The following is a 12573-nucleotide window of genomic DNA, read 5'->3' as shown; positions in this document are numbered from 1 at the left end:
TTAGTCCCGAGGGCGCTTGCGGATCTCTACGTTGAGGCGCTTGATCTTCTGGTTGAGGGTGCTTAGGGGGATCTTGAAGAACTCGGCGGCTTCGGTCTGGTTCCAGTGGCAACGTTCGAGGCGATCGGCGATGATGCGGCGTTCGATCTCTTCCATCAGGTCGAAGAGGCTGGCGTCGGGGCGGTGGTCCAGGATGCTGGCGGAGTAAGTGTTGCCCGTGAGCTGGGCGGGTAAGAGCTCCGTGGTAATGGTGCGGTCGGTGGAGAGGACGACGCCGCGTTCCATTGCGTTTTCAAGCTCGCGGACGTTGCCGGGCCACTCGTAGTCCATGAGGATGCGGAGGGCGTCGGGGGAGAGTACGCGCTCGGTGGTGCCGTTCTCTTCGGCGTAGAACTTGAGGAAGTGGGCGGCGAGCAGAGGAATGTCTTCGCGGCGCTGGCGTAGAGGCGGGAGTTCGAGCGTGATGACATTGAGACGATAAAACAGGTCTTCTCTGAAACGCCCATCGCGCACGGCTTGCTGGAGATTGACGTTGGTGGCGGCGACGATGCGGACGTCGACCTGGATCTCGTGGGTTCCACCAAGGTGCATGAAGCGGCGGTCCTGCAGGACGCGCAGGATCTTGGCCTGCATGTCCATGCCCATGGTGCCGATCTCGTCGAGGAAGAGGGTTCCGCCGTTGGCGACTTCGAAGAGGCCTTTTTTGGAGGCGACGGCGGAGGTGAAGGCTCCTTTGACGTGGCCGAAGAGGGTGGATTCTAAGAGTTCGGAGGGGACGGCGCCGGTGTTGACGGGGACGAAGGGTTTGTCGCGGCGCGGGGAGTTGGCGTGGATGGCCTTGGCAATGAGCTCCTTGCCGGTACCGCTTTCTCCTTGTATCAGGATCGTAGACCGGCTCGGGGCGACCTGCGCGACGGTGTCGAAGAGGCGGAGCATGAGGTCGCTCTTGCCCACGATGTTGTCGAAGTTGTAGCGCTGCTTGAGTGTGCGCTTGAGCTGGATGACTTCTTCTTCGGCCTTGTGGCGGCCGATGGCGGAGCGGATGTCGGCAAGGAGCTTCTCGTTGTCCCACGGCTTCTGGACGAAGTTTTCGGCGCCGGCGCGGATGGCGTCCACGACGTTGCCTACGGTGCCGTAGGCGGTGATCATGATGACCGGAAGCTGCGGGCGGAGCTCCTTGATGCGGGGCAGTAGGTCGATGCCGGACTCGCCGGGAAGGGCGAGGTCGAGGAGGAGGAGATCGTACTCGTTGCGGGCGAGGAGATCGAGGCCGGTGGGGCCATCGGGAGCAAGCGAGATGGTGAAGCCTTCGAGGGTGAGGAGGGTCTCGATGGACTCGCGGATGGCCGCTTCGTCATCGATCATGAGGATGCGGGCGTCGGTGATGGCTGCGGGTTTTACGGGAGCTTCGAGCGTGGTGCTGGACATTATTTTTGGGTACCTGGGTATTCGATAAAGCTAGCTGTGGGCCCGAAAAGAACGGTCTATGTTCAAGACGATTGAGCGATGTTAAAGGAAATCACGACGGCTTGTTGGCAGAACGAGAAGAACGATGGGAGCAATGATGATCGCGATAAGGCTTGCGAGGCCCAACTCGGTGACAAGAGGCAGGTGGTTGGGGCCCCTTAGCCGCGCCTTTAGGTCGTTCGCAAACCACAAGCAGACTAGATACGCGCCGGCTGCGTTGGCAATGAAGGTAAGGTAAAAGCCCCATCTATTCCTTAGCCAGAGAAGCACGACCGCCGCGACCACGGTGGCCACGGGAAGGAAGAAGAGAGATCCGAACTGAAAGGCGATCTTCCATTTGAACGGAGCATCGGTGGAGAAGTTGAATGATCCCGCGAGCCAAACGACGAATGCATATACGCCGAAGGCGATGCTGGCGAAGACTGTCTCAAGGATGCAAGCGCATTGCGATGGCGTCGATCTAAGAGGACGGTCGCTCATGAATAGCTCGCAGTTGCTACCTGCGGCTGAGACGCAATGGGTGCCGCGATGGGAGCGGGGAAGTCAAGGGTGAAGGTGGTGCCTACGCCGACCTCGGAGTCGACGGAGATCTTGCCGCCATGCTCCTGCATGATGCCGTAGGTGACCGCGAGGCCGAGGCCGGTGCCTTTGTGTTGGCCGGGTTGGGGCTTGACCTTGGTGGTGAAGAAGGGATCGAAGATCCGGTGGAGGTGCTCGCGCTCGATGCCTGCTCCCGTGTCCTTGATGCGGAGGAGGATGCGGCCGTTCTGCATCTCCGTCGAGATATGCAGCGTTGCGGCGGCGGTTCCGTGCATGGCATCGCGAGCGTTGAGCATCAGGTTCAGGACGACCTGCTGGAGCTTGCCCTGATTGCCGTTCATAGCTGGGAGCGATGGCGAGAGGTTGGTTTCGACGCGGACCTGAGCGGTCTTGAGCTGGTGCTCGAGCAGGACGAGGGTGTCGTGGACGAGCGCGTTCAGGTCGATGGCGGTGAACTCGGCTCCGCTGGTGCGCGAGAAGTTGAGCAGGCCGTTGACGATCTCCGAGGCGCGGAAGGTCTGCTGAGTGATCTTTTCTAGAACTGGGGCGAGGCGGGTGTCATCGCGGAGTTGCTTCGTGAGCATCTGGGTGTAGCTGGAGATGACGGCGAGTGGGGTGTTGACCTCGTGTGCTACGCCGGCGGCCAGGAGGCCAATCGAGGAGAGCTTCTCCGACTGAGTGAGCTGGGTTTCGAGCTCGATGCGGTCGGTGATGTCGTCGACGAGGACGATGCGGCCTACAGTGCGGAAGCTGCGGGTGACGAGTGGAGCAATGGCGATGTTGGCGGTGCGGGTTTCGCCGGTCGGCAGCGAGATGGGGAACTTATAGAGGGTGTGGGTGCCTTGATCTGCTTCGCTGATATAACCGGCTTCGCCGCCGTTCTCGCCGAGGGCGCGGACGCTGTTGTAGCGGGCGAGGAACTCGGGCGGGAAGATGGCGTCGAGGGGCTGGAGCAGGGCTTCCGAGCGCGGGCGGCCGTAGAGGGACTCCATCTGCGCGTTCCAGCTGGTGATGCGGTCGTCGAGGTCGACGGCGAAGATGCCGATGTTGATGGACTCGACGATGTTCTCGTGGAACTCGGTGAGGCGCTCGAACTCGGAGGCCTTCTGCTGGAGGCTGCGGTAGAGCTGGGCGTTCTGGATGGCGATGCCAATGTAACCGGCGAGGGATTCGAGGACCTCCATGTCTTCGGAGGAGAGGAAGTCGCCGTCGTTGGTGCGTCCGAGGCCGATGACCGCGACGGTGCGGGTGCCGAAGCCTTCCCGGTTGGCGACGCGGCAGGGGAGGTAGTAGTTGAGGTCAAGGCGCTGGGCGGCCTGTTGTTGGGATTCGGGAAGCGTGAGGGCCTGCTGCGGGTTTTCGAGGAAGAGATGGTTGTTGGCGTCGCGGCGGTCGAAGTCGAGGAAGCCGAGATCGAGGGCGCGGAGGGCTTTTACCTGCTGCTCGCGGGAAGCTGCGGGATCGGAGGGAGTGAGCGTGGTGAGGCCGTGCGAGGCGGTCAGTTCGAAGCGCTTCTTTACCGAGTGGGTGGTGTCGTCTGTGGCGAGAAAGACGGCGACGCGGGTCACGAGCAGGGTCTGAGGGAGGCGCTCGACGATGGAGCCGACCAGGGCGTTAAGGTCGGTCTGGGAGTTGAGGCTGCGGCCGAAGTCGACGAGGGTCTCGCGGTAGTCGAAGCGCTTTCGGTCGAAGATGCGGTCCACGCGCGACTGGACGGCGCGCTTGAGCGGATCAAAGATGAGGCCGGTGGCGATGACGGCGGCCATCAGGCCCCAGACGCCGAGGCTGGGCACGCGGCTGCGAACCGTCTCCGAGACGATGGCGACCACCCCGAAGTAAAGGCCAACCAGCGCGGCGGTGGCGATGGTGTAGGTGACGCCGCGCTTGAAGATAAGGTCAACGTCCATCAGGCGGTAGCGGATGATGGCCCAGCTGAAGGTCAGCGGAAGGATGACGAGGCAGGCGGCGCTGAGCTTGAGCAGAAGGCCGGGAACCTGGAAGTCGAAGATCAGGGGGAGGACGTTGAGCAGCGTGTAGGGAGCAAAGGCGACGAGCGTGCCGCGGGTGAGCCACTTGAGCTGCTGGCGTTCGAGAGGTGAACGGGCATTGACGTAGCGCAAGACGAAGACCGCAGCAGCGATGACGTAGTAGAGGCCCTGGTATCCCACGAAGAGCTGGTTGAGGCGGTTGAGCAGCTCGCCGGTCGCGGACCAGTACTGCTGGGCGTAGACCTGGAGGACGACGAGGGCTGCGCCGGGGATGTAAAGCAGGGCTCCGATGGCGCGGCGGCGTATGCGGAAGCGGTCGTTCTGGTCGTCTGAGCCAGAGAAGTCGAAGGCAAAGTGGAGGAACAGGGCGGGTTGGACAGCAAGTGCGACTGCGTTGCCCCAGAAGACGATGGAGTCGAGCAGATCAAGCGCGCCGGTGTAGCGGAAGGCGTAGAGGACGAAGGACGCGAGACAGAAGACGAAGAAGTGGAGGGACTTGGGCGCAGTCCAGCGGCGGAAGAGGACGTAGAGGCCGATACAGAGATAGACCAAGGCGATGAGACGGAGGCCGAGGTTGATGCTGCGATCGGTGGGTTCAACGATGACCTGGATCTCGAGCTTGGCGGCGGTGTCCGGCGTATCGGCGTGATGGACGGGGCGCAGGATCGAGTAAGTGGAGTGCGACCAGATGCCGTTGCGATAGATCTCGCGTTCAAAGGGTGCCAGGCGGGGGGTGGGGTGATCGTTTACAGCCTGGAGGACGTCGCCGGTGCGAACGCCGGCACGGTAGCCGGGGGAGTCGATGGGGACGCGGTCAGCGCGAAGGCCGCCAGTGGCTTCGAGCCAGCGAATGCCGTCGGTGGGGATGTCGAAGCTGGCTTCCTGGGAGAGGTTGAAACCGGCGAGCAAGCAGGCAGCCATCGTCGCGAGGGCGAGTGCGATGACGAGAGCGCGGGTGCGGGTGGCCTGCTGCATAGCGGTTCCAAGGGAAGTAGCAACTTAAGTGCCATTCGGCGCGTGTAGTTGCTGGAAGGAGATATGCCTCAATTACAGTGCTTCTTCAGTATGACTAATCATAAGCTATTCCGTTATTGCAGAGACGGCTTGCAAGCTGTTTCAACGAAATACGTTCCGCGCCAAGGGAGGGTTCCAATTTTGTCTGAACTGCATCCAAAAGTGATGGGACGTAATGCGGAAGTGAGAGTAATTTTTGCTGCGAACGATTCACATTGCTGTAACATTTAGCTTTGAGATTGCAACGGGTAGAGGCGGAACTGTTTTGGCGAGCTTGGGCAACATGATGGACGTAAATCTGACTTTGCCCACGAGTGAAGGGCGGCAGCGCGAGGGTGAAGCGAAGCTGGGAATGTCCGCATCCCCGTTGGTGGAAGACCACCATGTTGAGGTGAATGGCGCTCGGGTGCATTACCATTTCGCAGGTGCGGGTCGGCCTTTGCTGCTTCTACATGGGCTGGTCGGGTCGGGAAGTAACTGGCGGCAAAATATCGGGTTCCTCTCGCGTTACGCGAGCGTGTATGCGGTTGATCTGTTCAATATGGGCGAGTCGGAGCGGGTCCCGGGGCTGGATGCGAGCCTCGAGGCTACGGCAGATCGTATTGTTGCCCTGATGGAGGCGCTAGGGCTTGAATCCGCGGATATTGCGGCGCACTCGCACGGCGGGGCGATCGCGATGATGCTTGCGGCGCGGCATCCGGACCGGGTACGGAAGCTGATCCTTTTCGCCCCGGCGAATCCATTCTGTGATGCGGGGCGGCATCTGATCCGTTTCTACAACACCCGGACGGGTCAATGGTTCGCGCGGCGACTGCCACAGTTGCCGAGGATGCTCCATGCAACGGCGCTGGCGAGAATGTACGGTGATCCGACGCGGGTAGTTGAGGGGACGCTTGAGACGTATACGGATGGCCTAAGGATTCCGGGGACGATCGACCATGTCCTAGGGATCGTTGGTGGATGGTATGAGGACATGCGGGCGCTGCGTTCGGAGTTGATCCATCTGGCGGCCAAACCTGCGCTGTTCATCTGGGGCGATATGGACCGGGCGGTGACGCTGCCTTCGGGCGAGCGGTTGCGGGCGATGATGCCGAACTCGAAGCTGGTGGTGATCCCAGGGGCGGGACATCTTCCGTTTGCGGAGATGCCGGACGCTTGTAACCAGGCCATGGTGGAGTGGCTGGTCGGGGCTTAGACTCGCGTCTCAGGGGACGTTTGGTTGTGGCTCGGGCTGAAGCGTAGTTCAGCGACTAAAGCCGGTTTTCTTAGGCGGTCGGCTTATGGCAGGGCTGAAGCCGTGCCCTTCGGCAATGCGAATTGTTTAGCAGCAAGGCATTTTGTTTAGCTTAGATTGTAGGTCTTGGTGAGCCAGGTTTGCATGGCTCGCTTCATCGCGTCCAGTTTCGGACTTGGTGACTCCGGTATGCCCTGGAAGAAGTGGTCTGCGCCTTCGATCCAGACGGTTTCGCTGGGTGGCGGGGACTTTTGAAGGACTTGCTCGATCTGCTCGCGGAGGGCGAAGGGGTCGTGATCGCCGATGACGAAGAGCTTTGGTTCGATCAAACGGGGAAGGAAGCTGTAGGTGTACTCGCGGCCCTCGGCGTTGATGGGAAGGCCGAGGCCTATGGTGCCTTTCACGCGAATGTCGCCGCAACAGGCGCGGAGACCGATGTTGGCTCCGAAGGAGAAACCGGCGAAAAGGATGGGCTTGCGGAAGTTGAGTTCTAGCCACTCGAGGGCGGCACGGACGTCGTTCTGCTCGCCGTGGCCGTCGTCGTAGACGCCTTCGCTTAGGCCCGCTCCGCGGAAGTTGAAGCGGAGGACGGGAAGGCCGAAGGAGGAGAAGACCTTCATCGCGTTGTAGACGACCTTGTTATGAAGGGTGCCTCCGCTGGGCGGGTGGGGATGGCAGACGAGCGCGGTGTAGGGGGCGTCGTCGCTGCCGGTGTTCAGGACGGCTTCGAGGCGACCGGCGGGGCCGTAAAGGTCTTCGATGGCGCGGACGTGCGAGGTTGTGGAGGGTGGCATCCTTGATAGTTTACTGGCGTGGATCCCCTATCTGGCGATGAGACTGCCAGATAGGGGCACCCGGACTTGATGGGTACCCGGACTTATGGGTTGCTCGGCTGCTTTATCGGGGCGTGGTGACAAGGGTTGCGGGTCGTCGGGTATTCTGAAGTTCACATGGCTATCGATGCGATTCAACTGACGAAGCAGCTTGTCGACATTCATTCGACTACCTTCCACGAAGGGCTGGCAGGGGCATTCCTGCACGAGTTTCTTGAAGGCGAGAAGTACGCGGTCGAGCGGATGGCGGTTCCGCAGCCTGACCGCGCGGCGACTCCGGGAGCTGGGGATGGGGAACGGTTCAACGTGTATGCAGCGTTGCCGGGAGTGACTCCGGATGTGGTGCTGTCGACGCACATGGACACCGTTCCGCCATTCTTTGGATCGAGCGAGGACGACGAGTTTCTGTATGGACGCGGGACCTGCGATGCCAAGGGGATTATCGCGGCTCAGATCGCGGCGGCGGACCGGTTGCGGGAGGCAGGAGTCAAGGTTGGGCTGCTGTTTGTAGTCGGCGAAGAGCGGGATTCGGCGGGGGCGAAGATTGCGAACCTGTCGCCGAAGGGATCGCGGTTTCTGATCAACGGTGAGCCGACGGATAACCGGCTGGCGCTGGCTTCGAAGGGCGCGCTGCGGGTGGAGTTGCGGGCGAAGGGCAGGATGGCGCACTCGGCTTACCCGGAGCTGGGGGAGTCGGCGATCGACAAGTTGGTGGCCGCGTTGAACGACATTCTTGCGATGCCGTTGCCGGTCGAACCGGAGATTGGGCCTTCAACGTTAAATATCGGGCTGATCGAGGGCGGACGGGCACCGAATGTGATCGCAGACAAGGCGGAGGCGCATATTCTGATCCGCCTGGTGGGGCCGTCCGAGGAGACTAAGGCGCTGATCGTGAAGACAGTCGGCGACCGGGCGGATGTGAGGTTTACGCTGGAGCTGCCGTTTGTGCGGATGCGCCGGGTGGGGACGTTGCCGACGATGGTGGCGAAGTTTGCAACCGACATTCCGGCGCTTACGGCGTGGGGCGAGCCGTTCCTGCTGGGGCCGGGATCGATTCATGTGGCGCATACGCCGGACGAACGGATCGCGAAGAAGGAGCTGCTGGACTGCGTAGAGCTCTATTACGATCTCGCGACGAGCCTTGTTGAGGGTCGGGAGTTGCAGGCTTGAGGCAGTAATACGGTTTTCTGTATAAAAATGCAGAAAACAATTTATTTTTCGGAGCGGGTGCAACTTTTGCTCGAAGGTCGCGTCTGATTGAATGTAGCAACCAAACAGTCGAGGTTAGCAGTTCCCACAACTCCGGCTTCCCCTATCCGCAAAAAAACTCCCCCCAGTTAGAAGGACTCCCAGAACACCGGGAGTCCTCACTCCTTAACCCTCACGTTGTGGCGGAAAGGCTTCGTTCATGGAGGTTGCAAACTTGATGTCGCGTCTGGTGATGCCGCCGGAGTCGTGGGAGACAAGGGCGAGGCGGACTTTGTTGTAGCGAATGTCAATGTCGGGGTGGTGGTTGGCGGACTCGGCGAGGGTGGCGACCTGGTTGACGAAGGCCATGGCGGCGGCGAAGTCGGGGAAGTTGTAGTCGTGAATGAGTTTTTCTTCGGAGAGTTGCCAGCCGGGTAGGGTTTGCAGGGCGGCTGTGATTTCGGTTTGGGTGAGTTTTGGCATGATGAGTTCCTCGGATTGTTCGATGCGGATGGGCAGAGGCGCACGCGAAAGAAATGCGGGGGTCTCTCCACTGCGTCCGCAAAAGGCGCGGACTACGGTCGAGATGACGATTGAGTTGGCGGGCCTTCTATGACTCGGGTGCTTGCTTTGCGCGGATGGTTTCGCGGCGGGTGGCGGCCCAGCCGGATTTGGTGACCTGCCGGGCCCGACCGAAGGCAAGGGCGTCGTTGGGAACTTCTTCGGTGATACAGCTGCCGGCGGCTACGTAGGCACCTTCGCCGACGATGATCGGGGCGACCAGAGTAGAGTCTGAGCCGATGAAGGAGTGGTCGCCAATGATGGTGGTGTGCTTGTGGACGCCGTCGTAGTTGCAGGTGATGACGCCGGCCCCGATGTTGACGCCGGTGCCGATGACGGCGTCGCCGAGGTAGGTGAGGTGGTTGGCCTTTGATCCTGCCCCGAGGGTGATCTTCTTGGTCTCGCAGAAGTTGCCGACGTGGGCGGCGGCACCAATGTGACTCTCGGGACGGAGGTTCGCGTAAGGGCCGAGGACGGCACCGTCGCCGATGGTTGCGCCGTCGAGGATGCAGCCGTTGCGAACGAGTACGCCTTCCCCTAGTTCCGACGAGTGGATAACGGAGTAGGAGCGGATGCGGCAGTCTGCGCCGATGCGGGTCGCGCCGAGGATCTGGACGTAGGGTTCGATGATCGTGTCGGGGGCGACCTGGACTTCGGCGTCGATGACGCAGGTTTCAGGGCGAAAGATGGTGACGCCTTCGGCCATGAGACGGCTCGCTGTAGCGAGGCGCATGGCGGCGTCTAGGTGCATCATCTCGGCGATGGTATTGGCACCGAGGACTTCGTCGACGGAGTCGGCCTGTATGGCGACGACGCGTTGGTTGTCGGCGACGAGGAGGGCGGCGACGTCGGTGAGGTAATACTCGCCGTGGGCGTTGCTGGTGGAGAGGAGATCGAGCTTCGAGAAGAGAGCTGCGGTGTTGAAGCAGTAGATGCCGGAGTTGATCTCGGGCGCGTTCTTCTGTTCGGGGGATAGAGACTTCTGCTCGACGATGGCGGTTACGTCGGGAACATTCGGGGTGGCGCGGATGACGCGGCCGTAGCCGGTGGGGTCAGGCGGGACGGCGGTGAGGATGGTCATCGCGGCGTGCTGCTCGGTGTGGAAGCTAACGAGGGAGTGGAGGGTCTCCGGACGGATAAGGGGAGCGTCGCCGGAGAGGACGATCAGGTTCTGCGGGAGGGGATCGCCGGTTGCGGCGAAGTGGGCCTTTGCGGTCTGGAGAGCGTGGCCGGTGCCGCGCTGCTCAGCCTGCAGGACGAAGTGGACGCCGGCGTGGGCGACGGCGTGACGGACCATGTCAGCTTCGTGGCCGATGACGCAGTAGATGCGGTCGGCGGGGACGAGGGACTTTGCGGCGGCGATGACGTGGAGAAGCAAAGAGCGTCCGCCGATTTCATGGAGGACTTTAGGGCGCTTGCTCTTGAGGCGGGTGCCTTTGCCGGCCGCCATGATGACGATTGCGAGGTCTTGATTCGGGGCTTGGGTTTCGAGTGGCAAGGTGTCTCCTGTCCTCTCGATGATACGAGAGGATGGAGCGTGGATGTGTGACTGGAGCGAGAAGGCCGAAGGATGACGAGGCTCGGTGAACGTGCAACGGCGGAGCCGATGGGCTCCGCCGTTTCGACTGCGACTCAAGCAAGGAAGATCGTCTTATGCGGAAGCGGCTGGGACGAAGCCGTCGCATCCGCTGATGGGGGAGACCTTCAGGTGGATCGCTGCGTTCTTAGGAAGGCCGCAATCTTCCAGGAAAGACTCATCGGCCTTCTTGGTGGAGAGGATCGTTACGAGCACATCGCTCTTATGATGTTCGCCGAAGTGACCACATGCACCGCATTGTCCTTCGTGAATTGCCTGCATCTGAAACCTCCTTTTTGTCTTGCACTTAGTTCTTTTCAAGCATTGTGACTCTCCGCGGAGCTACACGGTTGTCTGCGGAGTGAAGATACACGTTACAAATTGCCGCGTAAATTACGACTAAATGAGTCGCAAACTTTGATTCAGGCGACCTGTTCAGAATGGGTGGAAGTCTTCGTCTTCATCACGCGAGGGCGGCGAAAAGGAACGTCGATCGGTGAAGCGCCGTGTGGATGAAGAGCCGGGAGTGTCGCGTCGTCTACGATCGGGAGTTCGAGCGGCGGAGTGCAGCTTGTCGATTGGAGTGACCGTCGCGTAAGAAGTCGCGGCGCGGTTCGATGGTGCTGGTCCGCCAGAGGGTTCGGGATACTCCTTCTCGATGCCGCCCACCATCGCGCCGAGGGCACTGGCGATCTCCCGCATGGTCTGGGACTGGGACTTGAGCTGATTGGCTGCAGCGGCGCTTTGCTCGGCGTTGGAGGCAGTGGCCTGGGTCACGTGTTCCATCTGAAGGACAGCGCGGCTGACCTGGTCGATGCCGCGGGACTGATCGCGGCTGCCGGTGTGGATCTCATCGACGAGGATTTTGACGCGGGATGACTGCGTGGTGATGGAGCGGATGGCCTCTGCGACCTCGTCGACGCTGGCTTTGCCGGCGAGGGAGCGAGCGATGGAGTCCTCGATGAGGGTAGCTGTGTCCTTGGCGGCCTGGGCGCTGCGCTGGGCGAGGTTGCGGACCTCATCGGCGACGACGGCGAAGCCCATGCCTGCTTCTCCGGCGCGTGCGGCTTCGACGGCGGCGTTAAGGGCGAGGATGTTGGTCTGGAAGGCGATCTGGTCGATGACCTTGATGATCTTTGAGATCTGGACGCTGGAGGTGGCGATGCCTTCCATGGCGGAGAGCATCTGGGAGAGCGAGCGGTTGCCTTCGGCGATGTGGTTCTGGCTTTCGGCGACGACGCCAGCGGTGGCCTGGGCGTTGTCGGTGTTGCTGCGGGCCATGGCACTGATCTGCTCGGCGGCGACCGAGGTCTCTTCAATGGAGGCGGCCTGCTCGGATGCACCTTCGGCGAGCGAGAGGCTGGACGAGGAGACCTGGATGGCGGCGGCTGCGATCTGGGCGGCACCGCGGCTAAGGTCGGTGGCGGTGTGGCGGAGGCTGCGGTTAATGTCGGCGACGATGAAGGTGAGGACGATGCCGGCGACGCAGAAGAGGAAGAGCATGGCCCAGGTAAGCCAGCGGGCCTTGGACTCTTCCGCGCGTGCAAAGAGGGACTCCTGCGGGGTGAGGCGCGTCTGGCGATCAAGGAGATCGTCGGCGAGCGATTTGGTTCGTGCGGCAAGGGGAGCGAACTGCCCCGTGTAGAGGCTGAGAGGCGCGATGGCGGAGGGCTGGCTGATCTGGGTGTACGCCTGTTCGTGGAGATGGCGAAGTTGAAGGACGCCGGAGCTGATCTGCGCGGAGACCTGGGTGTCTTCAGGCGTGGTGAGGAGAGGTTCGAGGCGCTGGGATAGGAGGGTGAGCTTGTCGGCCTCCGCGAGGTAGGCGCGATTGAAGTCGTCTGCGGAGGCACGGTCCTTCAGGAGGGTGTGCAGGTACATGCCGCGTTCAATGGCGATCAGATTTGTCACTTTGATATCGATCTCGTCGGCCACGGCTTGCTTGACTGCCGTGGAGTAGACGACGCGCTCGACTGTGGCGCTGAGGGCGGCGTTGTTGACGAGAGCGCCGAGGGCGATGAGCAAAGTAATGGCCATGACAGCGCCGAAGCTAAGAAAGAGCTTCCTGCCGATGGTCATTCTTCCAAAGAATAGTTTGGCGATGGACATGGCTGTCTGCGACGCGCGTCTCCAGTGGGGTTATCGGCGGTGCTGGAGGGTTTCGTGAGCGCA

9 protein-coding genes and 1 pseudogene are annotated in these 12573 nt (G+C 61.5%); 2 read left to right on the top strand and 8 right to left on the bottom strand.

Annotated elements, in window-relative coordinates; translation table 11 throughout:
- The 3 genes from OHL18_RS10880 to OHL18_RS10870 form a co-directional block, all read right to left on the bottom strand.
- Positions 1-1428 carry a sigma-54-dependent transcriptional regulator gene (locus OHL18_RS10880; RefSeq protein WP_263374882.1) on the bottom strand — a complete coding sequence of 476 codons (1428 nt, stop codon included), beginning with the start codon at positions 1426-1428 and terminating at the stop codon, positions 1-3.
- Between the two features lie 81 nt (positions 1429-1509).
- Positions 1510-1947 (bottom strand): hypothetical protein, encoded by a 438-nt coding sequence (locus tag OHL18_RS10875; protein ID WP_263374881.1) that lies wholly within the window; start codon positions 1945-1947, stop codon positions 1510-1512.
- The gene (locus OHL18_RS10870) at positions 1944-4970 is read right to left on the bottom strand and encodes an ATP-binding protein (protein WP_263374880.1); all 3027 of its coding nucleotides are present in this window, start codon (positions 4968-4970) and stop codon (positions 1944-1946) included. Before OHL18_RS10870 ends, OHL18_RS10875 begins: the two co-directional genes overlap by 4 nt.
- A 304-nt stretch (positions 4971-5274) precedes the next feature.
- Between OHL18_RS10870 and OHL18_RS10865 the strand changes: the two genes are divergently transcribed.
- On the top strand, positions 5275-6204 hold the full coding sequence (locus tag OHL18_RS10865; protein WP_263374879.1) for an alpha/beta fold hydrolase: 930 nt from the start codon (positions 5275-5277) through the stop codon (positions 6202-6204).
- Between the two features lie 146 nt (positions 6205-6350).
- Here OHL18_RS10865 and OHL18_RS10860 read toward each other — a convergent pair whose 3' ends face one another.
- Positions 6351-7037, bottom strand: coding sequence for an alpha/beta hydrolase (locus OHL18_RS10860; RefSeq protein WP_263374878.1), 687 nt, complete (start codon positions 7035-7037; stop codon positions 6351-6353).
- A 156-nt stretch (positions 7038-7193) separates the two neighbouring features.
- On the opposite strand from OHL18_RS10860, the gene OHL18_RS10855 reads away from it, so the two are divergent.
- Complete coding sequence (locus OHL18_RS10855) at positions 7194-8246, top strand: M20/M25/M40 family metallo-hydrolase (RefSeq protein ID WP_263374877.1); 1053 nt, start codon at positions 7194-7196, stop codon at positions 8244-8246.
- Positions 8247-8450: 204 nt separating this feature from the next.
- Here OHL18_RS10855 and OHL18_RS10850 read toward each other — a convergent pair whose 3' ends face one another.
- The 4 genes and pseudogenes from OHL18_RS10850 to OHL18_RS23440 form a co-directional block, all read right to left on the bottom strand.
- A complete protein-coding gene (locus OHL18_RS10850; protein ID WP_263374876.1) occupies positions 8451-8747 on the bottom strand; it encodes a 4a-hydroxytetrahydrobiopterin dehydratase in 297 nt (98 codons plus the stop codon).
- Between the two features lie 127 nt (positions 8748-8874).
- Entirely contained in the window at positions 8875-10275 is a 1401-nt protein-coding gene (gene glmU, locus OHL18_RS10845) for a bifunctional UDP-N-acetylglucosamine diphosphorylase/glucosamine-1-phosphate N-acetyltransferase GlmU (RefSeq protein WP_263375742.1), read from the bottom strand.
- A gap of 201 nt (positions 10276-10476) precedes the next feature.
- Positions 10477-10683: a hypothetical protein gene (locus OHL18_RS10840; protein ID WP_263374875.1), complete on the bottom strand. Its 207-nt coding sequence runs from the start codon at positions 10681-10683 to the stop codon at positions 10477-10479.
- 549 nt (positions 10684-11232) lie between these two features.
- Positions 11233-11577 (bottom strand): annotated as a pseudogene (locus OHL18_RS23440) (methyl-accepting chemotaxis protein); the annotation flags it as partial.
- Positions 11578-12573: the final 996 nt, after the last annotated feature.

The sequence above is a fragment of the Granulicella aggregans genome, assembly GCF_025685565.1.
Classification (GTDB): Bacteria; Acidobacteriota; Terriglobia; order Terriglobales; family Acidobacteriaceae; genus Edaphobacter; species Edaphobacter aggregans_B.
This window is presented reverse-complemented; position numbering and strand designations above follow the sequence as displayed.

What these genes read in the sequence shown, in the direction of transcription:
- OHL18_RS10880 (WP_263374882.1), bottom strand. Translation starts at nt 1,428, where the DNA reads ATGTCCAGCACCACGCTCGAAGCTCCCGTAAAACCCGCAGCCATCACC.
- OHL18_RS10875 (WP_263374881.1), bottom strand. Translation starts at nt 1,947, where the DNA reads ATGAGCGACCGTCCTCTTAGATCGACGCCATCGCAATGCGCTTGCATC.
- OHL18_RS10870 (WP_263374880.1), bottom strand. Translation starts at nt 4,970, where the DNA reads ATGCAGCAGGCCACCCGCACCCGCGCTCTCGTCATCGCACTCGCCCTC.
- OHL18_RS10860 (WP_263374878.1), bottom strand. Translation starts at nt 7,037, where the DNA reads ATGCCACCCTCCACAACCTCGCACGTCCGCGCCATCGAAGACCTTTAC.
- OHL18_RS10855 (WP_263374877.1), top strand. Translation starts at nt 7,194, where the DNA reads ATGGCTATCGATGCGATTCAACTGACGAAGCAGCTTGTCGACATTCAT.
- OHL18_RS10850 (WP_263374876.1), bottom strand. Translation starts at nt 8,747, where the DNA reads ATGCCAAAACTCACCCAAACCGAAATCACAGCCGCCCTGCAAACCCTA.
- glmU (WP_263375742.1), bottom strand. Translation starts at nt 10,275, where the DNA reads ATGGCGGCCGGCAAAGGCACCCGCCTCAAGAGCAAGCGCCCTAAAGTC.
- OHL18_RS10840 (WP_263374875.1), bottom strand. Translation starts at nt 10,683, where the DNA reads ATGCAGGCAATTCACGAAGGACAATGCGGTGCATGTGGTCACTTCGGC.